Origin of the sequence: Polaromonas sp. YR568, from assembly GCF_943371715.1 — a bacterium.
In the GTDB taxonomy this organism is placed as follows: Bacteria; Pseudomonadota; Gammaproteobacteria; order Burkholderiales; family Burkholderiaceae_C; genus Polaromonas.
Window position 1 is genome coordinate 97198 of record NZ_CALRVW010000011.1, and the last position, 24091, is coordinate 121288.

Sequence of the window (24091 nt, forward strand, 5' to 3'; positions counted from 1 at the left end):
GCCTTCAGTCCGATTTGGCCAGCAAGGTGAAGTGCTCCACCACCGGCGGTCCTGCAAAAAACGGTCCGACGATGGCACGCCACTCGGCGAAAGCCGGGGATTCGCGGAAACCCACGGTATGGTCTTCCAGCGTGTCCCAGAAAATCTGCAACACGTAACGCTCGGGGCTTTCAATGCCCTTGTTGACCTTGAAACCCTGGAAGCCTTTGGCGCCGGCGATGACGGTGCGCAGGCCGCGCTGGATGGCTTCGTCAAAAGCAGCCTGTTGGCCGGGCTGGATGCGGATGTCGGCGAGTTCGAGAATCATGGCGTGTCCTGTGTGTGGGTCAGTATTGGCTGGCCGGTAACTCTACCGTCAAACCGTCGAGTGCGGGGCTCAGGCGGATCTGGCAACTGAGCCGGCTGGCGGGTGTGGCCGGTACCGCCGTGAAAGCCAGCATGGCCCGCTCCTCGCCGTCGGCCGGCGGCAACTGGCTGGCAAACGGTTCGTGCACCATCACATGGCAGGTCGCGCAGGTCAGGGTGCCGCCGCAGTCGGCCGCGATGCCGGTGATGCCGCCGGCCACGGCCGCTTCCATCAGGCTTTGGCCGATTTTGGCCCGGACCGCCGTGGAGTGTGCGTCAGCAGCTATGAAATTAATAGTGATCATGGGTGATTTGAACATCAGATGCGGCTGAAGTATTCGCGCCGCTGCCAGTCGTCCTTGTCCTCGGCCTGTTCATGGCGCGCGATTTCAGACTGCTTGATGCGCGTGAAATAGTGGATGAAGCTCTCGCCAAAGGCCTGCACCAGCGCCGGGTCGGCCTGCAGGGCGTCCAGTGCCTCGCCCAGGCTGGTCGGGATGCGGGTGCCGGCGTCGCCATAAGGTGCGTTGGTGGCCACCGGCGCCCGGAGCCCGCGCCGGATGCCGTCCAGCCCGGCGTGAATCTGCGAGGCCAGGTACAGATAAGGGTTGGCGGCCGGTTCGCCGATGCGGTTTTCGATGCGGGTGGCCTTGTCCTGGCACTGGCCCACCACACGCAGCATGGCGCCGCGGTTGTCGCGGCCCCACAGCACCGACTGCGGCGCCAGCGCATTCGGCCGGAAGCGGCCAAAACCGTTGATGGTCGGTGTGCAGAACACTGTCATGCCGCGGGCATGCTCCAGCAGGCCGGCGAGGTAATGCTCCCCGAGCTGGGAGAGCGTGTACTGGGCGTCGGTCGGCTGCGTTCCCTCGGCCGGTGCCTCGCGCTGGAACAGGTTGACGCCGGTTTGCAGGTCCACCAGCGACTGGTGCAAATGCCAGCCGCTGGACATGATGTTCGGAAACGGCGGACGGCACATGAAGGTGGCGTGGTAACCGGCGCGGCGCAGCGCCTGCTTCACGGCGCTGCGAAACAGCACCATGTTGTCGGCGGCGGTCAAGGCGTCGGTGGCCTCGAACACCGCTTCGACCTGGCTGGGGCCGAGTTCGATTTCCAGCGAATGCAGGGGCAGGCCCAGCGCCTGCGCCGTGCGCTGCACGATGCGCAGCGGCTCGTCAGCCATGTCCACGCAGTTCTCGGCCAGCAGGTTGTAGCCGGGGTGGATCATCGCGACCCGGGGCGGCAGGCCGGGCCAGGCGGCTTGCTCTGGGTCCAACTGGTCCCCGGCCCCGTCGTCGGTGATGCGGTAGATGTGAAACTCGATTTCCAGCCCGCATTTCATGCCGTAACCGGCTTCGGCCAGCTGCCCCAGGGCGCGCTGGAGAATGCGCCGCGTGTCCAGTTCGACGGCCGTGCCGTCCTGCATCCAGGGCTGGGCCTGGACCCAGCCGGTGGCCTGCGCCCAGGGCAGTTGCCGAAAGCTCGCGGGGTCGGCCAGCAGCAGCAGGTTGCTGGCGAACTCGAAGCCCGGCAAGCCGGCCGTGCCGCCGGCCTCGAAGACCTTGAAGGCGGTGCGATCCGATGTGTCCTTGAGCAGCAGGGTGCTGACCATGCCCACGCCGTCCTGCATGGCCCCGGCGGCAGCGCCGGCCACCAGGGTCTTGCCGCGCAGCATGCCGTGTATGTCGCACCAGGCAAAACGCACCAGCTCGACACCGCTGGCGTCAATCAGCTGCGCGGTGTGCGCCAGCGCGTCTTGCCGCGCGGCATCGTGGATGCCGCATTGCTCGGCAAAGCGGCTCATGGGGCGGCTTCGGCAGGCTCCGCCCGAACGGAAGAAGTCCAGGGTGCATGGGCCTGCTTGGCGCGGGCCTGTTCTTGCCACCAGGCCGACCATTCACCGGCTGGCGCAATGCCGTCGACCGTGTCCGGTCCGCGCATCAGTTCAGCCTGCGTTGCATCGGCGATGCCCGGCGCCACGCCGCCTTCCTGCACGGTGGCGATCGCCTTGAGCAGGGCGCGCCGGTTCGCCATGATCACCTTGTCCGACGTGCCCAGGTGTTCGCGCGTGCGGTCCTGGATGGCGCCCATGCTTTCCACCGCCCACTGGTCGTGCACATTGATGTCTTCCTCGCCCATGCCGAGGTAGGTCTGGGTGCGCTGTTCCTCGGCATTGAAGCCCCAGTTGTTGTGCCGCCCCGCGTTCGGGATGTAGTCGGGCAGCGAGATGAACTGCTGGCGCTGCGCACGCATGCTCTCCTTGTCCAGCGGGCCGGCAAAACTCGTGAAGAAGGAGTACCAGTAGGTGTGGGTGTCGTCCACCGGCACATGCATCTGCGTGATGGTCATGGTTTCCGACAGCGGGATCACGAAAGTGGCGGGGAAGATGGCATTGGTCACGCGCACATGCGTGAGCTTGTCGTTCATGGGCCGCAGGGCCGTGAGCTGCATGCCCCAGGGTTTGTTTTCCACACTGATCTCGGGCTGGGCGAACTCTCGCATGATGCGTGTCATCGGCCACTGCTCGCCGTCGATGGCGCCGGCGCTCGCGCTGCGGAACTGCTTGCCTGCCGCGTTGTTGCCGATGTCCTCCAGCGCCTCGTCCTGCAGGAAGCGGTGCAGAAAGGAAGGATGCGCCGGGTCGATGCCGACTTCAAAAGCCTGTAGCCAGTTGGCATTCCACAGGCCCTTGAAGGCAAAGCTGTGGGTGGACGGGGCGGTGAAGCAGTCGAAGGCCGGCAATGGTGGCGGGGTCGAGCCTTCCGGTCCCATCCAGGCAAATAACACACCGCTTTGTTCGCGCACCGGGTAGCTGCGCTGCTTCACGCGCTCGCACAGCTTGCTGCCGGTGGGTTCCGCCGGAGTCTCCAGGCACTGGCCCTTCACGTCGAACTTCCAGCCGTGGAAAGGGCAGCGCAGGCCGTCGCCTTCGGCGCGGCCAAACGACAGGTCGGCACCGCGGTGCGGACAGTCGCGGTCCAGCAGACCGTAGTTGCCTTGGTCGTCGCGGAACAGCACCAGATCCTGGCCCATCAGGCGCACCGCCTTGACCGGACGTTTTTCCATGCGCGGGTCCAGCGCCGGGTTGAATTCATCGACCAGCGCCGCCGGTTGCCAGTAGCTGCGCAGCAAGGCGCCGCAGGGGGTGCCGGGACCGACCCGGGTGATCAAATCGTTCTGTTCTGCATTCATGGAAAGCCTTTGCCTGAAACGGTATACCGAAATTAAATTTCAGTGTACATTCTGGTTCATGAACTTGCAAGAGACCGTGTTGATCCAGTTGCGCGACCTGATTTTGCGCGGCGAATTCGAGCCCGGCCAGCGCCTGGCCGAGCAGCAGCTCGCCGAACGCCTGGGCGCCTCGCGCACGCCGGTGCGCGCCGCGCTGGTGACGCTGGAGCAGGAGGGACTGGTCGAAGCCAACGAGACCGGCAAATTCCTGGTGCGCCAGTTCACGCCGCGCGAGGTGGCCGACGCGATTGCCGTGCGCGGGCACCTCGAAGGCATGGCGGCCCGCCTGGTGGCCGAACACGGCGTGTCGCGCCAGTTGCAGCTGGACCTGCAGGCCTGCCTGGACGACGGGGACAGCGCGCTGGCGGCCAACCCGCTGACGTATGAAAGTTATGCCGACTACGCGGCCATGAACGACCGCTTCCATGCGCTGATTCTTGACGCCTGCGGCAACCGGGCACTGCAGCGAGCCGTCGCACTCAATAACAAGCTGCCGTTTGCGCCGGCCTCCGCCATGCTGCCCATGCAGGGCACGGTCACGCTGGATCGCGACTGGATGCTGTACGCCCATCGCCAGCACCACATGTTGTTCGCTGCGCTCAAGGCAGGCGAGGGTGCGCGCGCGCAGGCGCTGGCGGTCGAACACACGGAAGTGGCGCAGATGAATTTGCGCATGGCGCTGGAGCGCCGGGCCGAGACCGAGCGCGTGTTGCCCGCCATCCGTCTGGTGGTGGGGCGTTGACCAGGGACGCTGTCAGTTTCACCGCGGCTGGTGTACGCCGCGGCTTCTTCGCCGCCCAGGTGTTGGCGCCGGGCGTGACGCTGTACGCCATGGTTTTCGGCGTGCTCGCCAGCGAGCGGGGCATGAGCTGGCTGCAGGCCATGCTGATGAGCGCCGCCGTCTATTCAGGCAGTGCGCAGCTGGCGGCGCTGCAGGGCTGGACGGCGACGGCCGCGGTCACGCCGGTCATCGTCACCATCCTGGTCATGAATGCGCGTTATGTGTTGTACGGCGCGGCCATCCAGCCGTGGCTGGCCGGGCTGCCGCGCCACCAGAGCTGGGGCTCGCTGTTTTTCCTCGGTGACGGCAGCTGGGCGATCGCCATGCGCGAGTACGAATCGGGCTACCGCGATGCGGGGTATGTGTTCGGCTCCGGCGTGGCGATGTTTGTGCCCTGGCTGGGTGGCACGCTGGTGGGTCACCTGCTGGCCGGCAATGTGCCGAATCCGGCGGCGTTCGGACTGGACTTCATGCTGGTGGCGTTTGCCGCTGCCATCGGCATGGTGCTGTGGCGCGGCAGGTCCGACCTGTGGCCGGTGGCGGCTGCCGGGCTGGTGGCGCTGCTGCTCCACCGCCTGCTGCCGGGCGCCTGGTACATCGTCGGCGCAGGTGTCGCGGGCGGCCTGATGGGAGCGTGGCGCCATGGCCGTTGAATCGACCTTTTTGCTGGCGCTGCTGGGCATGGCGCTCGCGTCCTTTGCCTGCCGCATCAGCGGCTTCCTGCTCATGGGTTACGTGCGCATCACGCCGCGCGTGGAGGCCGCCCTCAAGGCGATCCCGCTGTCGGTGATGGTCGGCATCGTGACGCCGGCCGCCACCTCGGGCAAGCTGCCTGAATTGCTGGCGCTGCTGGCGGTGGGGCTGGTGATGAAACTGGTGCGCAACGACCTGGCCGCCGCGGTGGCGGGGGCTGCCACGGTGGCCATCGCGCGCTGGGCTTTGGGCTGAATCAGGCCGCACTGACTTGTCATTGCGGCCTTGAGCCGCAATCCATGCGGGTGGACCTGCGCCGGTGTTTGTGGCTTGGATCCCGGATCAAGTCCGGGATGACATCCAAAAGCTAACCCGAGGCAGCGCTATTCCTTCGCGACCTGCAGCACCAGCTTGCCGAAGTTCTCGCCGTTGAAGAGCTTGAGCAGGGTCTCGGGGAAGTTCTCCAGCCCGTCCACCACGTCTTCCTTGCTTTTCATGGTGCCGTCCTTCAGGTAGCCGGCCATCTCTGCGATCGCCTGCGGATAGCGATCGGCGTAGTCGAACACCACAATGCCTTCCATGCGCGCACGGTTGACCAGCAGCGACAGGTAATTGGCCGGCCCTTTGACTGGCGTGGTGTTGTTGTACTGGCTGATGGCGCCGCAGATGATGATGCGGGCGCCGCGCGTGATGCGCGTCAGCACCGCGTCCAGAATGTCGCCGCCGACATTGTCGAAATAGATATCCACGCCTTTCGGGCAATGTTCCTTCAGCCCGGCTTTCACATCGCCGGCCTTGTAGTCGATGCAGGCGTCGAAGCCGAGTTCCTTGACCACCCAGTCGCACTTGGCCTTGCCGCCGGCAATGCCGACCACGCGGCAGCCCTTGAGCTTGGCGATCTGGCCAACGGTCTGGCCGACGGCACCGGCCGCACCCGACACCACCACGGTTTCGCCGGCTTTCGGCTGGCCCACGTCCATCAGGCCGAAGTAGCCGGTCATGCCGGGCATGCCCAGCACGTTGAGCCAGGAGGTCAGGCCCAGGCGCGGGTCGATCTTGAACATGCCGCTGCGCTTGATCTGCGCTTCGGGAATCAGGCAGTACTCCTGCACGTCCAGCCCGGCATTGACATAGTCGCCCACGGCAAAGGCCGGGTTGTTCGAGGCGATCACCTTGCCGACGCCGCCGGCACGCATGACCGCACCGATTTCCACCGGCGGGATGTAGCTTTTGCCCTCGTTCATCCAGCCGCGCATGGCCGGGTCCAGCGACAGGTACAGGGTTTTGACGAGAACGCCGCCGGGACCGGGCTCGGCGACCGGCTCGGTGGTGAAACTCCAGTTGTCACGGGTCGGCAGGCCGACCGGTCGACTGGCCAGGCGGACCTGGTGGTTGGTCAGGGAAGTGATGGCGCTCATGGGTGTCTCCGGGAAGTGGCGGGCAGGAAAAAGGCGATGGTAGTGGCGGCTCGCCCGCGCGTCAGTCGCGCAGGCGATTCGCGCCGTGGGCCATGCGGCGTCGGCTCTGCTCCGTTCCCCTTCTGGGGTTATGCTTTCAGCCATGAAACTCCACAACTACTTCCGCTCTTCCGCGTCCTTCCGCGTGCGTATTGCGCTTGAACTCAAGGGTTTGCGCTACGAATACATTCCCGTCCACATTGCCCGGGGCGACCACAAAAAAGAGGCCTACGCCGCGCTGTCGGCCGACACCCTGGTGCCGCTGCTGGAAGTGGATGGCGAAAAACTCTCGCAGTCCATGGCCATCATCGAATACCTCGATGAAAAACACCCGGCGCCGGCGCTGCTGCCGGCCGATGCATTGGGCCGCGCGAAGGTGCGCGCGCTGGCGCAGTCGATTGCCTGCGAGATCCACCCGATCAACAACCTGCGTGTGCTCAAGTACCTGGTGCGCGAGCTCAAGGTCGATGAAGAGGCCAAAAACGCCTGGTACCGCCACTGGTGCCGCGAAGGGCTGGAAGCTTTCGAGCGCCAGCTGGCCCTCTTGCCGGCTTCGACCTATTGTTATGGCGAGACGCCCACCCTGGCCGACTGCTGCCTGGTGCCGCAGATCTTCAACGCGAAACGCTTCAACGTGAACCTGGATGGCCTGGGCCGCACGATGGCGGCGTTCGACGCCTGCATGGCGCTGCCGGCTTTCCAGAAAGCCCAGCCCTCCGCCTGCCCCGACAACGAGCCCTGATCGCGAGCTATCTTGCACCCTGACTGGCTGACGCCCGACTGGTCCGCGCCGCCCGGCGTGCGCGCGGTTTTCACCACCCGGCAGGGAGGTGTGTCCGTCACTCCCTGGGACAGCATGAACCTTGGCGACCACGTCGGCGATGTACCGGAGCGGGTGGCCGCCAACCGGGCCCTGCTCGGCCAGGCCATAGGCGCGAAGCCGGTGTTCCTGCAGCAGGTGCATGGCACAGCGGTGCTTCTGCTGGACGGTGAAACACCGCAGGGTCTGGTGGCCGACGCTGCCATGAGCTCGCAGCGCGGTCTCGCGTGCACCGTCATGGTGGCCGACTGCCTGCCGGTGCTGTTTGCCCATTCCGATGGTTCGGCGGTGGCCGCCGCCCACGCCGGCTGGCGCGGACTGGCCGGTCAGCAGGGGAAGGGTATTCTTGAACAAACTTTTGAAGATTTTAGGGCTCTAGCCCAATCAGGGCGGGCGCAAGCAGCTATCAATACAATAGCGTGGTTGGGCCCCTGCATTGGCCCGACCGCGTTCGAGGTGGGTGCGGAGGTGAGGGCTGCGTTTGTCGAAGGTGATCCACGGGCCGCAGCGTGCTTCACGGCCGTGGCAGCGGGCAAATACCTTGCCGATCTGGCCGGTCTCGCCCGCCTGCGTCTGCAGGTTCTGGGCGTCACGCAGATTTACGGCAACGACGGCACACCACCCTGGTGCACGGTAGGCAATGCCTCAAGGTTCTTTTCGCACCGGCGCGATGCCGGCCCCGGCGGCAACGGGTTTCACACCACCGGCCGCATGGCTGCCTGCATCTGGCGTGACTGAATCCGTTGCTGACAAATCGGGCGCCACCGCGGCGGCTTCGGCTGCTTCGCGCGCCTTGATGGCCTTGCGCCTGGCCGGCGCGCGCATCAGGTAAACCACCAATGCCACAGGCCCCACACCGTAGAGTACAAAGGTGACGAGGGCACCCAGCAGCGTGCCGGTGGAATGGGTGGCTTCAGCAACGCTCATCATGAGCACCACGTAGATCCAGGCGATGACGATTAAATACATAAAACTTTGTGGTGCGTCATGAGCAGAGAAAGGTTTTCCACGATACTAGAGACGACCCGCCGTGGGCCCAACAGCTCGGTAAAGAGCGCACAACAAGAACCGGTCGGCAGATCGGTGAGACAAGCATGAATTCTGACGCAAACCTCGCGCAAGCGGCCCAGCAGATGCAAGAGACCTTTGCCCACGGACTGCAGCAGGTCATGGGCGCCATGGCCGGCGCCGGCTTGGGGACTGCGCCCGGCTTTGTTCCCCTTGGCATGACAGACATGCCGGCGCCGCCGCCGCCCTTGCAGTTCGACCCGGCCAAACTGCAGGAACTGCAGCAGACCTACCTCAACGACATCAGCACCCTGTGGAACAGCGGCCTGCAATCGGATGCCGATGCCAGCCCGCCGGCCGACCGGCGCTTCTCGGCGGAAGCCTGGCGCAGCAACCCCGTGGCCCGGTTTTCTGCGGCCGCCTACCTGCTCAATGCCCGCACCCTGATGGGGCTGGCCGAAGCGGTGCAGGGCGACGAAAAAACCCGTGCCCGGGTGCGTTTTGCAGTCGAGCAGGCGATGGCGGCATCGGCCCCCAGCAACTTTCTGGCACTCAACGCCGAGGCGCAGAAAAAGGCCATCGACACCCAAGGCGCCAGCATCGCCCAGGGACTGCAGAACCTGCTCAGCGACATGCAACAGGGCCATGTATCCATGACCGACGAGAGCGTGTTCGAGGTCGGCAAAAACGTCGCCACCACCGAGGGTGCGGTGGTGTTCGAAAACGAATTTTTCCAGCTGCTCGAGTACAAGCCGCTGACCGCCACCGTGTACGAGCGGCCCTTTCTGCTGGTGCCGCCCTGCATCAACAAGTTCTACATCCTCGACCTGCAGCCCGAGAACTCGCTGATCCGTTATGCCGTGGCCCAGGGTCACCGCACCTTTGTCGTCAGCTGGCGCAACCCCGACGAGTCCATGGCCGAAAAAACCTGGGACGACTACATCGAGAACGCGGCCATCCAGGCGATCGAGGTGGTGCAGGACATCACTGGCGCCAAAACCATCAATGCGCTGGGCTTTTGTGTCGGCGGCACGATTCTGGCCACGGCGCTGGCGGTGCTGGCTGCGCGTGGCGAAAAGCCGGTGGCCAGCGCCACCTTTCTGACCTCGCTGCTGGACTTCAGCGACACCGGCATCCTGGACATCTTCATCGACGAGCAGTCGGTCAAGTACCGCGAGATGCAGATGGGCAAGGGCGGGCTGCTCAAGGGCCAGGACCTGGCATCCACCTTCAGCTTTCTTCGCCCGAATGACCTGGTGTGGAACTACGTGGTCGGTAACTACCTCAAGGGCGAGACTCCGCCGCCGTTTGACCTGCTTTACTGGAACAGCGACTCGACCAACCTGCCGGGGCCGTTTTACGCCTGGTATTTGCGCAATACCTACTTCGAGAACAAGCTGGCCCAGCCCGGCAAGCTCACCGTGTGCGGCCAGAAAGTGGACCTCGGCAAGCTGGACATGCCGGTCTACATCTACGGCTCGCGCGAAGACCACATCGTGCCCATAGGCGGGGCTTATGCCTCAACGCAGCTGCTGCCGGGCAAGAAGCGTTTTGTCATGGGCGCCTCGGGCCACATCGCCGGCGTGATCAACCCGCCTGCCAAGAAAAAACGCAGCTACTGGACCAACGACAAACTGCCGCAAGGCAAATTTCCGGCCCGCCAGGCCGATTGGCTTCAGGGGGCAACCGAACACCCAGGCAGCTGGTGGACCGACTGGTCGGACTGGCTCCAGGGCCACGCCGGCAAGCGGATCGCCGCCCCGAAAGCCTACGGCAGCCGCAAGTACAAGGCCATCGAACCGGCGCCGGGCCGTTATGTCAAAGTGAAAGCCTGAATGGAAACCTTGTCATCCCGGGCTTGACCCGGGATCCATGCGCCGGATGAAACAGCACACCGGCATGGATTGCGGGTCAAGCCCGCAATGACGGATCGCTGGGGTCAATTGGAAAGACACATCATGGAAGACATCGTCATCGTTTCAGCGGCCCGCACCGCCGTCGGCAAGTTCGGCGGTAGCCTGGCCAAAATCCCCGCGACCGAACTCGGCGCGGCCGTCATCAAGGCGGTGGCCGAGCGCGCCGGCCTGTCAACCGACCTCATCGGCGAAGTCATCCTGGGCCAGGTGCTGGCGGCCGGCGTGGGGCAGAACCCGGCGCGCCAGAGCGTGGTGAAAGCGGGCTTTCCGCACGGCATCCCCGGCCTGACCATCAACGCCGTCTGCGGCTCCGGCCTGAAGGCCGTGATGCTGGCCGCGCAGGCGGTGGCTACCGGCGACAGCGAGATCGTGATTGCCGGCGGCCAGGAGAACATGAGCGCCGCACCGCACGTGCTCAACGGCTCGCGCGAAGGCCAGCGCATGGGCGACTGGAAGATGATCGACTCCATGATCGTCGACGGCCTGTGGGACGTCTACAACCAGTACCACATGGGCATCACCGCCGAGAACGTCGCCAAGAAATACAGCATCAGCCGCGAGATGCAGGACGAACTCGCGCTGGCCAGCCAGACCAAGGCCATGGCCGCGCAGGACGCCGGCAAGTTCAAGGACGAAATCGTGCCGTTTTCCATTCCGCAGAAAAAGGGCGACGCCGTCGTCTTTGCGGCCGACGAGTTCATCAACCGCAAGAGCAGCGCCGAAGGCCTGGCTGGCCTGCGACCCGCGTTTGACAAGGCCGGCGGCGTGACCGCCGGCAATGCCTCGGGCATCAACGACGGCGCCGCCGCCGTGATGGTAATGACCGCGAAGAAGGCCGCGGCGCTAGGCCTCAAACCCCTGGCCCGCATCGCCAGCTACGCCACCAGCGGGCTCGATCCCGCGTTCATGGGCATGGGCCCGGTCCCGGCATCGACCAAGGCCTTGCAGCGCGCTGGCTGGAAGGCGCAGGACCTGGACCTGCTGGAGATCAACGAAGCCTTCGCGGCGCAGGCCTGCGCCGTCAACAAGGAAATGGGCTGGGACACCAGCAAGGTCAATGTCAACGGCGGTGCCATCGCCATCGGTCACCCGATTGGTGCATCCGGTTGCCGCATTCTGGTCACGCTGATCCACGAAATGGTCAGGCGTGATGCCAAAAAAGGCATTGCCAGCCTGTGTATTGGTGGCGGCATGGGGGTTGCCCTCACACTGGAACGCTAAATATGGGTTACAACAGGTCGTGGCCCTTGCCGCCTGTGCGCTGTCAGCTATTTATTTGATAGCGGTTCAGAGCCGGCGCCCAGGCCATCCGGTTTTACCCACGACGTTGAACATTGATAAATAAAGGAGCAAGACATGGCAAAAAGAATTGCATACGTGACAGGCGGCATGGGCGGCATCGGAACCGCCATCTGCCAGCGCCTGCACAAGGACGGTTTCACCGTGGTGGCCGGTTGCGGCCCGACGCGTGACTTCACCAAATGGATAGACGAGCAGAAAGCGCTCGGCTACACCTTCTACACCTCGGTCGGCAATGTCGGCGACTGGGACTCCACCGTCGCGGCCTTCGACAAGGTCAAGGCCGAGCATGGTCCGGTCAGCGTGTTGGTGAACAACGCCGGCATCACGCGCGACGGCCAGTTCCGCAAGATGAGCAAGGCCGACTGGGACGCGGTGATCTCCACCAACCTCGACAGCATGTTCAATGTCACCAAGCAGGTGATCGAAGGCATGATCGAAGCCGGTTTCGGCCGCGTCATCAACATCTCGTCGGTCAACGGACAGAAGGGCCAGTTCGGCCAGGTCAACTACTCCACCGCCAAAGCCGGCCTGCACGGCTTCACCATGGCGCTGGCGCAAGAGGTGGCGGCCAAGGGCGTGACCGTCAACACGGTGAGCCCGGGCTACATCGGCACCGACATGGTCAAGGCCATCCGCCCCGACGTGCTCGAGAAAATCGTCGCCGGTGTGCCCGCCAAGCGCTTGGGCACCCCGGAAGAAATCGCCTCCATCATTTCGTGGATTGCGTCCGACGAAGGCGGCTACGCCACCGGCGCGGACTTCTCGCTCAATGGTGGGTTGCACATGGGTTGAGGCGCAGGCATCAATGTTCCAAAGAACCCGCCTCGGCGGGTTTTTTATTTTCTGTTTTTATAATGAATTCGGGCTGGAAAGCCATTTACTTCATCACGTTCTGCGGCAGGCGCTAGTTTCGGCAAGCGTCCACGCAGGGTCCCTCACCGTCACTCTCTGAAGGAACCCCTCTCGCATGCCGCACAGCGTCTCCCTCATCAGCACGATCGCCGCCGGTCTGGGCCTGGCCTTGATCTTCGGTTTTATCGCCGCGCGCCTGAAGCTGCCCTCGCTGGTCGGCTATCTGCTGGCCGGGGTGGTGATCGGTCCTTTCACGCCCGGCTTCGTGGCCGATGCCGCGATTGCGAGCCAGCTCGCCGAGATCGGCGTGATGCTGCTGATGTTCGGTGTGGGCCTGCACTTCTCACTCGATGACCTGCTGGCGGTGCGCAAGATCGCCGTGCCCGGTGCCGTCGTGCAGATGACGGTCGCCACCGCGCTGGGCATGGGCCTGGCGCACTGGTGGGGCTGGAACCTGGGCGGCGCGCTGGTGTTCGGCCTGTCGCTGTCGGTCGCGAGCACCGTGGTGCTGCTGCGCGCACTGGAGCCCCGCGGCGTGCTGGACACGGCCAACGGCCGCATCGCCGTCGGCTGGCTGGTGGTCGAGGACCTGGCCATGGTGCTGGTGCTGGTGTTGCTGCCGCCGCTGGCGGAGTGGCTGTCAGGCCGGGGTGAAGCCGACGTCGATTCGCTGTGGAAGACGCTGGGCCTCACGCTGCTGCAGGTCGGCGGCTTTGTCGCGCTGATGCTGGTGGTCGGGCGCCGCTTTTTCCCCTGGGTACTCTGGCAGGTGCAGCGCACCGGCTCGCGCGAGCTGTTCACCCTGTGTGTGGTGTCTGCGGCCGTCGGTATCGCCTTTGGCGCGACGGCGCTGTTCGGTGTGTCGTTTGCACTCGGTGCTTTTTTCGCCGGCATGGTGATGCGCGAGTCCGAGTTCAGCCACCGCGCCGCGGAAGAATCATTGCCGCTGCGTGATGCGTTTGCCGTGCTGTTTTTTGTCTCGGTCGGCATGTTGTTCGATCCCTGGGTCATCGTCGAGCGGCCGCTGCAGGTGCTGGCCGTGGTCGCCATCATCGTGGTCGGCAAGTCCCTGGCCGCCGCGGCGCTGGTGCTGGCCTTTCGTTATCCGCTCAACACCGCGCTCACGGTCTCGGCCAGCCTGGCGCAGATCGGCGAGTTTTCCTTCATTCTTGTGGCCATGGGGGCCTCGCTGGGTTTGCTGCCCCCCGAGGGCCAGAGTCTGGTGCTGGCCGGCGCGTTGATCTCCATCGCGCTGAACCAGCTGGTGTTCAAGGCGGTCGAGCCGCTGCAGCAATGGATTCTTGCCAAGTCGCCACTGGCCCGGAAACTTGAGGCGCGTGACGATCCAACGGCCGAACTGCCCGCCAGTACCGAAGAAAAATACCTGTCACGCCAGGTGGTGCTGGTCGGTTACGGCCGGGTGGGGCGGCGTATCGCAGAGGCCTTGACGGCCAGCCAGCTTCCCTATGTGGTGGTCGAACAGAACCGCGAGGTGGTCGAAAGACTGCGCTCAGAAGGCCTGATGGCCGTGTCGGGCGATGCGGCGGAACCGGTGGTGCTGGTGCAGGCCCACATCGCCAACGCCCGCATGCTGGTGATCGCCACGCCCGACACCCTGAACGTGCGGCAGATGGTCAACACCGCACGCACGCTGAACCCCGAGATCGAAATCGTGGTGCGCACGCACAGCGAGGCCGAGGCGAAACTGCTGGAGAGCGAACACGCAGGCAAGATTTTCCTGGGTGAGGAAGAACTGGCGCAGTCGATGATGCGGTATGTGCTGGAGCAGTCGGCTCTCGCGCAACGTCACACGTGACCCCGTCCTGGACCATTTACTGCGACGGCAGCGCGGTACCCAACCCGGGTCGCATGGGCTTGGGTGCGGTTCTCGTCGCGCCGGACGGCACGCGGCATGTGCTCTCCACAGTAACTGATGCGCGCGGCTGCAACAACGAGGCGGAGGCGAGGGCGCTGATGGCGGCGCTGCGCGACGCGCAGGCGCGCGGAGCAACGGCGCTGCAGATTTACAGCGACAGCAGCTTGCTGGTGGCGCAACTGGGCGCGGCGAATGTGCCCCCTGTGCTCCGGCTGGCTGCGGTGTATGAAGAGGTGGGTGCCTTGCTGGCGACCTTCAGCCACACCTCGCTGCACTGGATACCGCGGCACCGCAACGGCGAGGCCGATGCGCTGGCCCGCGCTGCCCTGGGTCTCCTGCCAAAAACGCTGGCGACGCTAAAAAAGAAGGGGCGGCGTTAGGTCCGGACTCCCAGACCGAGCGCCCCCATGCGCTGGTGTCAGAGCACCTCGCTGGCGAAATCTGCCAGGCGTGAACGTTCGCCGCGCGCCAGCGTGATGTGCCCGCCGTGCGGCCAGCCCTTGAAGCGGTCCACGGCGTAGGTCATGCCGGACGACCCTTCGGTCAGGTAAGGCGTGTCGATCTGTGCGAGGTTGCCCATGCAGATGATCTTGGTGCCCGGTCCGGCGCGGGTGATCAGCGTTTTCATCTGCTTGGGCGTCAGGTTTTGCGCCTCGTCGATGATCACGTACTTGTTCAGGAAGGTGCGGCCGCGCATGAAGTTCATGCTCTTGACCTTGATGCGCGAGCGGATCAGTTCGTTGGTGGCCGCGCGGCCCCATTCGCCGGAGCCGCTGTCGTTTTTGCCCAGCACTTCGAGGTTGTCGTCGAGCGCGCCCATCCAGGGGCCCATTTTTTCTTCCTCGGTGCCCGGCAGGAAACCGATGTCTTCACCGACGGAAACCGTCGCGCGGGTCATGATGATCTCGGTGTAGCGGCGGTCGTCCAGCACCTGCGTCAGGCCGCTGGCCAGGGCCATCAGCGTCTTGCCGGTGCCGGCCGTGCCGGCCAAGGTCACGAAGTCGACCTCGGGGTCCATCAGCAGGTTCATCGCGAAGTTCTGCTCGCGGTTGCGCGTGGTGATGCCCCAGACCGCATTCTTCAGGTGGGTGTAGTCCTTCAGTGTTTTCAGCACCGCGGTCTTGGCGCGGATTTCGGTGACGCGGGCGTACAGCGGCGGCTCGCCGGGGGCCTCGAAAAACACGAACTGGTTGATCAGCAGGCTGCCGACGATGGGACCGGTGATGCGGTAGAAAGTGTGGCTGCCTTGCTGCCAGCTTTCGATGGTCTTGCTCTGGCGCGTCCAGAAGTCGGCCGGCAGGGCCAGCGAGCCGGCGTACAGCATGTCGCCGTCTTCCAGCGTCTTGTCGTTCTGGTAGTCGTCGGTGGCCAGGCCCAGGGCCCGGGCCTTGACGCGCATGTTGATGTCCTTGGACACCAGCACCACCTCGCGCGGCGCATAGTCCTTGCGCAGGGCTTCCACCACGCCGAGGATCTGGTTGTCGGCCTTGCCCTGTGGCAGGCTCATCGGCAGCGAATAGTCCAGCACCTTCGTCTGGAAGAACAGGCAGCCGCCGGCTTCCTTGTGCCCGGTGGTGTCGAGTTTGAGGCCCTTGGCGATGTCTGCACCGTTGGCACCGGCCAGCGCATCCAGCGTGCGGCTGGTCTGGCGTGCGTTGCGCGCCACTTCGGTCATGCCCTTTTTGTGGCCGTCGAGCTCTTCAAGCACGATCATGGGCAAAAAGATGTCGTGTTCCTCAAAGCGGAACAGGCACATCGGGTCGTGCATCAGCACATTGGTGTCTAGCACGAACAGCTTGGCCGGGCCGGTGTGCTTGGGCTTCCTGGGCTTGGCGGCGGGCTCCGGACGGACGGCCGCCTGCGGTTCCTTGTGGTAACTGTCGGTGTCTTTAGCCTGGCGCGCTGGCTCCTTGGGCAGATAGGCGGCCGGATGCTTTGCTTCGCCCCCGCCGGAACGGCTATCGAACAGGTCCAGTGCTGCCGTTTTGTGCGCCGGTCCGGCCTGCTCCGTCTTGCGCGTCGTCCTGGCGTGCGTACGGACCGGCGTTTCCAGGGCTTCGGCTGAGAGCAAGGCGGCACGTTTGGTCGGGGCGGGTGGCAAGGGCATGGTGCTTGAAGCTCACAGTGTTAAGGAGACGTCTGTAAATCCGATTCTCGGGCGCATGGCAGCGTTGCGCGGTGCCCGGAATCCTCGTGCACCCAAGTGCATTCCGGTTCCTGCGCTCCGTGCGCCTCGCCCTGCATCCCGACAATCGAATTTCAAGAGGTCTCCCAAGGTTCAAAAAGCGAAAAAGCCGCCTGGAGGCCAGGGCGGCTTTTTCGGTGGGCGCAGTCGCTAAGGTCAACAGCATGAAGTCACTATACACGACTCCCGTTACGGGAACACAAGCTGTTGAAGCGACTTTTTCGCGGTGTTTTCAGGCCGCTTTTTTCAGTGCCTTGACGGCCTTGAGCACGTCGTCCACATGGCCGGGCACTTTCAGCCCGCGCCATTCTTCCTTCAGCATGCCGTCGGCGCCCACGAGGAAGGTGCTGCGCTCGATGCCCTTGACCTTTTTGCCGTACATGATCTTGTTCTTGACCACGCCGAACATGTGGCACATTTTTTCTTCGGTATCAGCAATCAGCTCGAAGGGCAACTCCAGTTTGGCCTTGAATTCATCGTGTGACTTCATGTTGTCGCGCGAGACACCGAACACGGTGGCGCCGGCCTTGACGAAATCCTTGTAGCGATCGCGGAACTGCATGGCCTCGGTGGTACAGCCGGGGGTATTGTCCTTGGGGTAAAAATACAGGACCACCACATGACCCAGGTGGGTTTGGTTGGAGACTTTGACGCCGCTTGTGGCGTTGGCTTCAAATTCCGGGAGTGGTTTGTTGACGACGACTGCCATACTGCGTGGACCCCTGACAAAAGTAATTGTGATAAGTCGTTGGCTTTGACCGCAAAATTTGGGCCAAACCCCCGACGTTGCACCAAATGCAACCCTAGATTTTACCCTGAAAGCAGGTTGCTCACCCGTGGGCGCGATCTGGCGGCTCAATCAGCAGTGCGGTCAGCACGATCCGGCCTTCGCCAGCCAGGATGTTGTAAGTACGGCAGGCTGCCAGGGTGTCCATGGTTTCGATGCCGATGCGCGCCGCCATCAGGCTGCGCAACAAGGCTGGCGGCGCAAAACGTATCCGGCTGCCGCTGCCGAAGATCACCAGTTCGGGCCGGATCTCTGCCAGACGCTCGAAGTGCGCCGGCGTGAGGTCTTCAAAACGGGCGCAGTCCCAGGCGAACTTTTCGCCGCGTGAGCCGATCACGATGCTTTGCTCTATTTTTTCGGCCACCCCCTGGTTGCCCAGGCCTATCCATCCGGGGCCATAGCCAAGAATGGATTGAACGTCGAGGCGGTCGGGCTGTAATTTCATGCGGTGTTCAGGAGAGGTGGTGGGGGCTGCCGGCCCGCGAAATCGCGGTTTTATGTGGTCAAATTATAGATTCCGTCCCAATTTCCGCTTACCCCTGCGTCCATTGCGCCTTTGCAGGCTTTACGTTTGCTGAAGAACGACCACAGACCATGAAATTGATCACCAAATCGGCCAAACTGGCCAATGTGCTTTACGACATCCGCGGTCCCATCATGGATGCCGCCAAGCAGATGGAGGAAGAGGGGCAAAAGCTCATCAAGCTCAACCTCGGCAATCTCGCGGTGTTCGGTTTTGACGCGCCTGAAGAAGTCCAGCAGGACATGATCCGCAACCTGCCGGCCTCGGCGGGGTATTCGGACAGCAAGGGGATTTTTGCCGCGCGCAAGGCCGTGATGCACGAAACGCAGCGCCAGGGCATCAAGGGCGTGACGCTGGACGACATCTATCTGGGAAACGGCGCGAGCGAGCTGATTTCCATGGCGACCAATGCGCTGCTGGACAACGGCGACGAGCTGCTGCTGCCGTCTCCCGACTACCCCCTATGGACGGCCTCCACCAGCCTGGCGGGCGGCACGCCGGTGCATTACCTGTGCGACGAGGCCAACGGCTGGATGCCCAACCTCGATGACATCCGCGCCAAGATCACGCCGAAGACCAAAGGCATCGTGGTCATCAACCCGAACAACCCGACTGGCGTGCTGTATTCCGACGAACTGCTGCGCGGAATCATCGACATCGCGCGCGAACACGGCCTGGTGATCCTGGCCGACGAGGTGTACGACAAGGTGCTGTACGACGGTGTCAAACACACGGCGATCGCCAGTTTGTCCACCGATGTGCTGACGCTGACCTTCAACTCGCTGTCCAAGAGTTACCGCTCCTGCGGCTACCGCGCCGGCTGGTTGGTGGTGTCCGGGCCGAAAAAGCAGGCGCAGGACTACATCGAGGGCCTGAACATGCTGGCCAACATGAAGCTGTGCTCCAACGTGCCGGGCCAGTGGGCCATCCAGACGGCGCTGGGCGGCTACCAGAGCATCAACGACCTGACCGGCGAGGGCGGGCGCCTGCGCCGCCAGCGCGACCTGGCCTACGAGCTGATCACCGCGATTCCCGGCGTGAGCTGCGTCAAGCCGAGTGCGGCGCTTTACATGTTCCCCCGGCTCGACCCCAAGGTGTATCCGATCACCGACGACCGACAGTTTTTCCTGGAACTGCTCAAGGAAACGAAGGTGATGCTGGTGCAGGGCACCGGTTTTAACTGGGCGGCGCCGGACCACTTCCGCATCGTCTTTCTGCCGCATGAGGAAGACCTGCGCGAGGCGATTGGCCGCATCGCCAAATTCCTGGAAAGCCGCCGAAAAAGCATGCAGCCGGCCAGCGCGCCGGTGGCCGAACCCATTCTCAAATGACCCGAACGACATGACATCAATGAATCTGAAACCGATCAAGGTAGGCCTTCTGGGCATGGGCACCGTGGGCAGCGGTGTGTTCACCGTTTTGAAGCGCAACCAGGAAGAAATATTCCGCCGCGCCGGCCGCAGCATCGAGATCGCCATGGTGGCCGACCTCGACACGACACGCGCGCAGGCGGCGGCCGGTGCCGGGGTGACAGTGGTGGCTGATGCCCGGGCCGTGATTGCCAACCCCGAGATCGACATCATCATCGAGCTGATCGGCGGCTACGGCATTGCGCGGCAACTGGTGCTGGAAGCGATTGCGGCGGGCAAGCACGTGGTCACGGCCAACAAGGCCCTGCTGGCCGTGCATGGCACCGAGATTTTTGCGGCCGCGCACAAACACGGCGTGATGGTGGCGTTTGAAGCCGCCGTCGCCGGCGGTATTCCCATCATCAAGGCGCTGCGCGAAGGCCTGACGGCCAACCGCATCGAGTGGATTGCCGGCATCATCAACGGCACGACCAATTTCATCCTCAGCGAGATGCGCGACAAGGGTCTGGACTTCGACGTCGTGCTGAAGGAAGCGCAGCGACTCGGGTATGCCGAAGCCGACCCGACCTTCGACATCGAGGGCGTGGACGCGGCGCACAAGGCCACGCTGATGTCGGCAATCGCCTTCGGCATCCCGGTGCAGTTCGACAAGGCCTACGTCGAGGGCATCACCAAACTCGGCGCGCAGGACATCAAATACGCCGAGCAGCTCGGCTACCGCATCAAGCTGCTGGGCATCACCAAGCGCACGGCCAAGGGTATCGAGCTGAGGGTGCACCCCAGCCTGGTGCCGGCCAAGCGTCTGATCGCCAATGTCGAGGGCGCGATGAACGCCGTGATGGTGCAGGGCGATGCCGTGGGCACCACGCTGTATTACGGCAAGGGCGCGGGCAGCGAGCCGACCGCCAGCGCGGTGATTGCCGACCTGGTGGACATCGCGCGCCTGCACGGCGCCGAGGCCGCGCAGCGCGTGCCGCACCTGGCCTTCCAGCCGCAGTCGATGAGTGACATGCCGGTGCTGCCGATGAGCGAGGTGGTCACCAGTTATTACCTGCGTCTGAACGTGGCTGACGAAGCCGGCGTGCTGGCCAAGGTCACCGGCATCCTGGCCGAAGCCGGCATCAGCATCGATGCGATGCTGCAGCGCGAAGCCGACGAGGTCGGCGGCGAGGGCTCGACCCAGACCGACCTGATCATCCTGACGCACGACTGTGTCGAGGCGAAGATGAACGGTGCGCTGGCCCAGATGCAGGCGCTGCCTACCGTGCTCTCGCCCATCACGCGCATCCGCAAGGAAGAGCTCGCCTGAATATGTACAGCCCCCACGTTCACTCCGTTCTCTGCCCCCCGAGGGGGCGCTCATTGCCCTACGGGCGGCCGGGCGAGCAATGAAATACCTCTCGACCCGCGGCCACGCGGACCGCAAGCAGTTCTGCGAAATCCTGCTCGAGGGCCTGGCGCCCGACGGCGGGCTCTACCTGCCCGAAACCTACCCGCAGGTCGATGCCGCCATGCTGGAGAAGTGGCGCGCCGTCTACCGCGATTCGGGGTATGCCGACCTGGCTTTCGAAGTGCTGTCGCTCTACATCGACGACATCCCGCCCGCCGACCTGAAGGCCCTCTGCCGCAAGACCTACACCGCGGAAGTGTTCGGCACCCAAGAGATTGTTCCGCTGCGCCAGCTCGAGCCCGGCCTGTATCTGGAGGCTTTGTCCAACGGCCCGACCCTGGCCTTCAAGGACATGGCCATGCAACTGCTGGGCAACCTGTTCGAGTACGAACTGGCGCGCCGCGGCGAGGAGCTCAACATCCTGGGCGCGACCAGTGGCGACACCGGCAGCGCCGCCGAATACGCGATGCGCGGCAAGAAGGGCGTGCGCGTCTTCATGACCTCGCCGCAGGGCCGCATGAGCCCCTTCCAGCAGGCGCAGATGTTCAGCCTGCAGGACGCCAACATTCACAACATCGCGATTGAAGGCGTGTTCGACGACTGCCAGGACATCGTCAAGGCCGTGTCCAACGACCTGGCGTTCAAGCGCACCTACAAGATTGGCACGGTCAACTCGATCAACTGGGCGCGTCTGCTGGCGCAGGTGGTGTACTACTTTGCCGGTTACTTCCAGGCAACCGCCACACCAGGCGGTGGCAAGGTGAGTTTCACCGTGCCTTCCGGCAACTTCGGCAACGTCTGCGCCGGGCATGTGGCGCGCATGATGGGGCTGCCGATTGACAAGCTGGTGGTCGCCACCAACGAAAACGATGTGCTCGACGAGTTCTTCCGCACCGGCGTGTACCGCGTGCGCGCCAGCGCCGACACGCACGAGACCTCCAGCCCGTCGATGGACATTTCCAAGGCCTCGAACTTCGAGCGTTTTGTGTTCGACCTGCTCGGGCGTGATGCGGCGCGTGTCGCCGACCTGTTCGGTGCGCAGCTGTCCACGCAGGGCCGCTTCGACCTGAGCGGCGACACGACCTTCCAGTCGGCCGCCCGGCACTACGGCTTTGCCAGCGGCAAAAGCACCCACGCCGACAGGCTGCAGACGATTCGCGACACCTTTGCGCGCTTCGGCACCATGATCGACACCCACACGGCCGACGGCCTGAAAGTCGCGCGTCAACAGCTCTCGGCCGGCGTGCCCATGATCGTGCTGGAGACGGCCTTGCCGATCAAGTTTGCCGCCACCATCGAGGAAGCGCTGGGCCAGTCGCCGCCGCGGCCCGCCCGCTTTGAAGGCATCGAGGCCCTGCCCAAACGGGTGCAGCTCATGCCGGCCGATGCAGCCGCGGTGAAGGCCTACATCGCCAGCCATGTGGACTGAATCGGCCTCCAGCCCTTTACGGGTGGGCGCAGGAAGCTATGGTATTGGTAGCAAATCAGGATCGGCCAAAGGCAGTTTATGAACGTTGTTGCATTTGCCGGCTATTCCGGTTCGGGCAAGACCACCCTGGTGGAAAGCCTGATTCCCGCGCTCAAGCTGCGCGGCCTGCGGGTCTCGGTCGTCAAACACGCCCACCACAACTTCGACATCGACCAGCCCGGCAAGGACACGTACCGCCACCGGCAGGCCGGGGCCTTCGAGGTGGTCGTGGCCTCGGACAACCGGCTGGCGCTGATCCGCGAGTTCGAGCAGCCGAAGGTGCTCTCGGTGCATCACCTGATCGCCGAGCTGTACGAAGGCGTGGACTGGGTGCTGGTGGAAGGTTTCAAAAGCAGTGACCTGCTCAAGGTCGAGGTCTGGCGTGCCGAGTCGGGTAAACCGGCGCGTTACCCGGACGATGATTTTGTGGTCGCGATCGCCACCGACTCGCCGGACCGGTTGCCTGAAACCACCCTCAGGCCGGTGCTGGATTTGAACGACGCCGATGCCGTCGCGGACTGGTTGATCGAGAATCACGAACGGTTTGTCTACTGCGCCGAGTTGTATGCATGAATACTTCCGCCTCCACTTCCCCTTCCGCGAAACCCGCCACGCGCCCGCCGCTCAAGGCCCTCGACGAGGCGCTGGCTGAGCTGCTGGGCCGCGCCGTACCGCTGGCAGCCAGCGACACCGTGTCCACCTTCGACGCCGACGGCCGGGTGCTCGCCGAAGCGGTGGTCTCGGCGCTGCAGGTGCCACCGGAAGACAACAGCGCCATGGACGGTTATGCCGTGCGAAGCGCCGAGCTGGCCGACGAGGGCGTGGTGTTGCGCGTGTCGCAGCGTATTGCGGCCGGCAGCAGCGGCAGCGCGCTGGAGCCCGGCACGGTGGCGCGCATTTTTACCGGCGCGCCGATTCCGGCTGGAGCCGACGCGGTGGTGATGCAGGAAGACTGCGAGCCGCTGGCGGATCGCGAAGGGTATGTCAGCGTGCGGCAGCTGCCGCGCCCCGGCCAGTGGATACGCCGCGCCGGCGAAGACGTCACGCGTGGCGCCACGGTGCTCTCAAAAGGTGAGCGACTCACGCCCGCTGCGCTTGGGCTGGCGGCCAGTATTGGCATGGACCGGCTGCAGGTGGCGCGGCGCCCGCGGGTGGCGCTGTTTTCCACCGGCGACGAACTGGTGATGCCCGGCGAGGTGGCGCCCGCGCAGATGCGCCCCGGCGCCATCTACAACTCCAACCGCTTCTTTCTGCGCGCCTTGCTGCTGCGCCTGGGCTGCGAGGTCAGCGACCTGGGCATCGTGCCGGACCAGCGGGCCGCCACGCTGGAGGCGCTGCGCAGCGCCAGCCAAGGGCATGACCTGATCCTCACCAGCGGCGGCGTGTCGGTCGGGGAAGAAGACCACATCAAGCCGGCCGTGCAGCAGCTCGGCTCGCTTGACCTCTGGCAGATCGCCATGAAGCCGGGCAAACCTTTTGCCTATGGCCGGGTTGGCGCGGCGCACTTCATGGGACTGCCGGGCAACCCGGTCTCCAGCTTTCTGACCTTTCTGCTGCTGGTGCGGCCCTTCCTGCTCCGGCTCCAGGGGGTGGATGACGTTGCTCCCAAATCCATAGCGGCTACCGCCCATTTCAGCTGGCCCCGGGCCGATAAACGCCGTGAATTCTTGCGGGTGCGGCGCAATGCCGCCGGCGGGCTGGACCTGTTTCCCAACCAGAGTTCTGGCGTGCTGACCTCGGCGGTCTGGGGTGACGGCGTGGTGGACAACCCGTCGGGCCAGACCATCGCGCATGGCGACACCGTGCGTTTCATCGCTTTTTCGGAATGGCTGGCATGAACATCACCGTCAGGTATTTTGCGTCCGTGCGTGAAGCCATCGGGCAGGGCAGCGAGCAGATCGACACCGCAGCCGCCAGCCTGGCCGACCTGCGCGACGAGCTTATTGCGCGCGGCCCGGCCTATGCCGAGGCGCTGGCGCGCGGCAAGTCGGTGCGCATGGCGCTCAACCAGGTCATGAGCGACGAGTCGGCGGCACTGACCGACGGCTGCGAAGTCGCCTTCTTTCCGCCGGTGACGGGAGGCTGAG

Annotated in this window: 25 protein-coding genes; 16 read left to right on the plus strand and 9 right to left on the minus strand. The window is 64.4% G+C overall.

Going from position 1 to position 24091, the window contains the following annotated elements; all coding sequences use genetic code 11:
• Nucleotides 1–4 precede the first annotated feature (4 nt).
• The 4 genes from AAG813_RS10300 to AAG813_RS10315 are packed head-to-tail and all read right to left on the minus strand — an operon-like array spanning nucleotide 5 to nucleotide 3537.
• Entirely contained in the window at nucleotides 5–307 is a 303-nt protein-coding gene (locus AAG813_RS10300) for an antibiotic biosynthesis monooxygenase (protein WP_341914554.1), read from the minus strand.
• Nucleotides 308–326: 19 nt separating this feature from the next.
• Nucleotides 327–665 (minus strand): 2Fe-2S iron-sulfur cluster-binding protein, encoded by a 339-nt coding sequence (locus AAG813_RS10305; RefSeq protein ID WP_341914556.1) that lies wholly within the window; start codon nucleotides 663–665, stop codon nucleotides 327–329.
• A complete protein-coding gene (locus tag AAG813_RS10310; protein ID WP_341914558.1) occupies nucleotides 665–2149 on the minus strand; it encodes a glutamine synthetase family protein in 1485 nt (494 codons plus the stop codon). The genes AAG813_RS10305 and AAG813_RS10310 overlap by 1 nt, the downstream gene beginning before the upstream one ends.
• Nucleotides 2146–3537 (minus strand): Rieske 2Fe-2S domain-containing protein, encoded by a 1392-nt coding sequence (locus AAG813_RS10315; protein WP_341914561.1) that lies wholly within the window; start codon nucleotides 3535–3537, stop codon nucleotides 2146–2148. Before AAG813_RS10315 ends, AAG813_RS10310 begins: the two co-directional genes overlap by 4 nt.
• Before the next feature lie 58 nt (nucleotides 3538–3595).
• On the opposite strand from AAG813_RS10315, the gene AAG813_RS10320 reads away from it, so the two are divergent.
• From AAG813_RS10320 to AAG813_RS10330, 3 genes are read left to right on the plus strand one after another with little or no spacing between them, the layout of a single operon-like run.
• Nucleotides 3596–4318, plus strand: a complete 723-nt coding sequence (locus AAG813_RS10320; RefSeq protein WP_341914563.1) for a GntR family transcriptional regulator — start codon at nucleotides 3596–3598, stop codon at nucleotides 4316–4318.
• Nucleotides 4315–5010: an AzlC family ABC transporter permease gene (locus AAG813_RS10325; RefSeq protein ID WP_341914565.1), complete on the plus strand. Its 696-nt coding sequence runs from the start codon at nucleotides 4315–4317 to the stop codon at nucleotides 5008–5010. Before AAG813_RS10320 ends, AAG813_RS10325 begins: the two co-directional genes overlap by 4 nt.
• Nucleotides 5000–5305: an AzlD domain-containing protein gene (locus AAG813_RS10330; protein WP_341914567.1), complete on the plus strand. Its 306-nt coding sequence runs from the start codon at nucleotides 5000–5002 to the stop codon at nucleotides 5303–5305. The genes AAG813_RS10325 and AAG813_RS10330 overlap by 11 nt, the downstream gene beginning before the upstream one ends.
• Before the next feature lie 128 nt (nucleotides 5306–5433).
• Here AAG813_RS10330 and AAG813_RS10335 read toward each other — a convergent pair whose 3' ends face one another.
• Nucleotides 5434–6468, minus strand: a complete 1035-nt coding sequence (locus AAG813_RS10335; RefSeq protein WP_341914569.1) for an NADP-dependent oxidoreductase — start codon at nucleotides 6466–6468, stop codon at nucleotides 5434–5436.
• A gap of 142 nt (nucleotides 6469–6610) precedes the next feature.
• On the opposite strand from AAG813_RS10335, the gene maiA reads away from it, so the two are divergent.
• Together maiA and pgeF are read left to right on the plus strand one after the other, a co-directional pair.
• Entirely contained in the window at nucleotides 6611–7249 is a 639-nt protein-coding gene (gene maiA, locus AAG813_RS10340) for a maleylacetoacetate isomerase (protein ID WP_341914571.1), read from the plus strand.
• A gap of 12 nt (nucleotides 7250–7261) precedes the next feature.
• Complete coding sequence (gene pgeF, locus AAG813_RS10345; RefSeq protein WP_341914573.1) at nucleotides 7262–8065, plus strand: peptidoglycan editing factor PgeF; 804 nt, start codon at nucleotides 7262–7264, stop codon at nucleotides 8063–8065.
• Here pgeF and AAG813_RS10350 read toward each other — a convergent pair.
• Nucleotides 7973–8296, minus strand: a complete 324-nt coding sequence (locus AAG813_RS10350; protein WP_341914575.1) for a hypothetical protein — start codon at nucleotides 8294–8296, stop codon at nucleotides 7973–7975. The two genes, pgeF and AAG813_RS10350, sit on opposite strands and share 93 nt — an antisense overlap.
• A gap of 125 nt (nucleotides 8297–8421) precedes the next feature.
• Between AAG813_RS10350 and phaC the strand changes: the two genes are divergently transcribed.
• The 5 genes from phaC to AAG813_RS10375 all read left to right on the plus strand — a co-directional run bounded on the left by phaC (nucleotide 8422) and on the right by AAG813_RS10375 (nucleotide 14661).
• Nucleotides 8422–10170 carry a class I poly(R)-hydroxyalkanoic acid synthase gene (gene phaC / locus AAG813_RS10355; protein WP_341914577.1) on the plus strand — a complete coding sequence of 583 codons (1749 nt, stop codon included), beginning with the start codon at nucleotides 8422–8424 and terminating at the stop codon, nucleotides 10168–10170.
• 123 nt (nucleotides 10171–10293) lie between these two features.
• Nucleotides 10294–11472: an acetyl-CoA C-acetyltransferase gene (locus AAG813_RS10360; protein WP_341914579.1), complete on the plus strand. Its 1179-nt coding sequence runs from the start codon at nucleotides 10294–10296 to the stop codon at nucleotides 11470–11472.
• 135 nt (nucleotides 11473–11607) lie between these two features.
• A complete protein-coding gene (phbB, locus tag AAG813_RS10365; protein ID WP_341914581.1) occupies nucleotides 11608–12345 on the plus strand; it encodes an acetoacetyl-CoA reductase in 738 nt (245 codons plus the stop codon).
• A 175-nt stretch (nucleotides 12346–12520) separates the two neighbouring features.
• Nucleotides 12521–14221: a YbaL family putative K(+) efflux transporter gene (gene ybaL, locus AAG813_RS10370; RefSeq protein ID WP_341914583.1), complete on the plus strand. Its 1701-nt coding sequence runs from the start codon at nucleotides 12521–12523 to the stop codon at nucleotides 14219–14221.
• Nucleotides 14218–14661, plus strand: a complete 444-nt coding sequence (locus AAG813_RS10375; RefSeq protein ID WP_341914585.1) for a ribonuclease HI family protein — start codon at nucleotides 14218–14220, stop codon at nucleotides 14659–14661. Before ybaL ends, AAG813_RS10375 begins: the two co-directional genes overlap by 4 nt.
• A 38-nt stretch (nucleotides 14662–14699) precedes the next feature.
• Here AAG813_RS10375 and AAG813_RS10380 read toward each other — a convergent pair whose 3' ends face one another.
• The 3 genes from AAG813_RS10380 to AAG813_RS10390 form a co-directional block, all read right to left on the minus strand.
• A complete protein-coding gene (locus AAG813_RS10380; protein WP_341914587.1) occupies nucleotides 14700–16388 on the minus strand; it encodes a PhoH family protein in 1689 nt (562 codons plus the stop codon).
• A 310-nt stretch (nucleotides 16389–16698) separates the two neighbouring features.
• Nucleotides 16699–17175: a peroxiredoxin gene (locus AAG813_RS10385; RefSeq protein ID WP_096668322.1), complete on the minus strand. Its 477-nt coding sequence runs from the start codon at nucleotides 17173–17175 to the stop codon at nucleotides 16699–16701.
• Nucleotides 17176–17296: 121 nt separating this feature from the next.
• Nucleotides 17297–17698, minus strand: coding sequence for an Mth938-like domain-containing protein (locus tag AAG813_RS10390; protein ID WP_341914590.1), 402 nt, complete (start codon nucleotides 17696–17698; stop codon nucleotides 17297–17299).
• Between the two features lie 149 nt (nucleotides 17699–17847).
• Here AAG813_RS10390 and AAG813_RS10395 point away from each other — a divergent pair, with 149 nt between their 5' ends.
• The 6 genes from AAG813_RS10395 to moaD all read left to right on the plus strand — a co-directional run bounded on the left by AAG813_RS10395 (nucleotide 17848) and on the right by moaD (nucleotide 24090).
• Nucleotides 17848–19107, plus strand: coding sequence for a pyridoxal phosphate-dependent aminotransferase (locus AAG813_RS10395; protein WP_341914592.1), 1260 nt, complete (start codon nucleotides 17848–17850; stop codon nucleotides 19105–19107).
• A 25-nt stretch (nucleotides 19108–19132) separates the two neighbouring features.
• On the plus strand, nucleotides 19133–20455 hold the full coding sequence (locus tag AAG813_RS10400) for a homoserine dehydrogenase (protein ID WP_341914628.1): 1323 nt from the start codon (nucleotides 19133–19135) through the stop codon (nucleotides 20453–20455).
• A gap of 79 nt (nucleotides 20456–20534) precedes the next feature.
• Entirely contained in the window at nucleotides 20535–21965 is a 1431-nt protein-coding gene (gene thrC / locus AAG813_RS10405) for a threonine synthase (protein ID WP_341914594.1), read from the plus strand.
• Between the two features lie 78 nt (nucleotides 21966–22043).
• On the plus strand, nucleotides 22044–22577 hold the full coding sequence (gene mobB / locus AAG813_RS10410) for a molybdopterin-guanine dinucleotide biosynthesis protein B (RefSeq protein WP_341914597.1): 534 nt from the start codon (nucleotides 22044–22046) through the stop codon (nucleotides 22575–22577).
• On the plus strand, nucleotides 22574–23842 hold the full coding sequence (gene glp / locus AAG813_RS10415; RefSeq protein ID WP_341914599.1) for a gephyrin-like molybdotransferase Glp: 1269 nt from the start codon (nucleotides 22574–22576) through the stop codon (nucleotides 23840–23842). Before mobB ends, glp begins: the two co-directional genes overlap by 4 nt.
• The gene (moaD, locus tag AAG813_RS10420; RefSeq protein WP_341914601.1) at nucleotides 23839–24090 is read left to right on the plus strand and encodes a molybdopterin converting factor subunit 1; all 252 of its coding nucleotides are present in this window, start codon (nucleotides 23839–23841) and stop codon (nucleotides 24088–24090) included. Before glp ends, moaD begins: the two co-directional genes overlap by 4 nt.
• Nucleotide 24091: the final 1 nt, after the last annotated feature.

Coding starts and splice junctions, on each gene's coding strand:
- AAG813_RS10300 (WP_341914554.1), bottom strand. CDS start 307: ATGATTCTCGAACTCGCCGACATCCGCATCCAGCCCGGCCAACAGGCT.
- AAG813_RS10305 (WP_341914556.1), bottom strand. CDS start 665: ATGTTCAAATCACCCATGATCACTATTAATTTCATAGCTGCTGACGCA.
- AAG813_RS10310 (WP_341914558.1), bottom strand. CDS start 2,149: ATGAGCCGCTTTGCCGAGCAATGCGGCATCCACGATGCCGCGCGGCAA.
- AAG813_RS10315 (WP_341914561.1), bottom strand. CDS start 3,537: ATGAATGCAGAACAGAACGATTTGATCACCCGGGTCGGTCCCGGCACC.
- AAG813_RS10320 (WP_341914563.1), top strand. CDS start 3,596: ATGAACTTGCAAGAGACCGTGTTGATCCAGTTGCGCGACCTGATTTTG.
- AAG813_RS10330 (WP_341914567.1), top strand. CDS start 5,000: ATGGCCGTTGAATCGACCTTTTTGCTGGCGCTGCTGGGCATGGCGCTC.
- AAG813_RS10335 (WP_341914569.1), bottom strand. CDS start 6,468: ATGAGCGCCATCACTTCCCTGACCAACCACCAGGTCCGCCTGGCCAGT.
- maiA (WP_341914571.1), top strand. CDS start 6,611: ATGAAACTCCACAACTACTTCCGCTCTTCCGCGTCCTTCCGCGTGCGT.
- AAG813_RS10350 (WP_341914575.1), bottom strand. CDS start 8,296: ATGTATTTAATCGTCATCGCCTGGATCTACGTGGTGCTCATGATGAGC.
- phaC (WP_341914577.1), top strand. CDS start 8,422: ATGAATTCTGACGCAAACCTCGCGCAAGCGGCCCAGCAGATGCAAGAG.
- AAG813_RS10360 (WP_341914579.1), top strand. CDS start 10,294: ATGGAAGACATCGTCATCGTTTCAGCGGCCCGCACCGCCGTCGGCAAG.
- phbB (WP_341914581.1), top strand. CDS start 11,608: ATGGCAAAAAGAATTGCATACGTGACAGGCGGCATGGGCGGCATCGGA.
- ybaL (WP_341914583.1), top strand. CDS start 12,521: ATGCCGCACAGCGTCTCCCTCATCAGCACGATCGCCGCCGGTCTGGGC.
- AAG813_RS10380 (WP_341914587.1), bottom strand. CDS start 16,388: ATGCCCTTGCCACCCGCCCCGACCAAACGTGCCGCCTTGCTCTCAGCC.
- AAG813_RS10385 (WP_096668322.1), bottom strand. CDS start 17,175: ATGGCAGTCGTCGTCAACAAACCACTCCCGGAATTTGAAGCCAACGCC.
- AAG813_RS10390 (WP_341914590.1), bottom strand. CDS start 17,698: ATGAAATTACAGCCCGACCGCCTCGACGTTCAATCCATTCTTGGCTAT.
- AAG813_RS10395 (WP_341914592.1), top strand. CDS start 17,848: ATGAAATTGATCACCAAATCGGCCAAACTGGCCAATGTGCTTTACGAC.
- thrC (WP_341914594.1), top strand. CDS start 20,535: ATGAAATACCTCTCGACCCGCGGCCACGCGGACCGCAAGCAGTTCTGC.
- mobB (WP_341914597.1), top strand. CDS start 22,044: ATGAACGTTGTTGCATTTGCCGGCTATTCCGGTTCGGGCAAGACCACC.
- glp (WP_341914599.1), top strand. CDS start 22,574: ATGAATACTTCCGCCTCCACTTCCCCTTCCGCGAAACCCGCCACGCGC.
- moaD (WP_341914601.1), top strand. CDS start 23,839: ATGAACATCACCGTCAGGTATTTTGCGTCCGTGCGTGAAGCCATCGGG.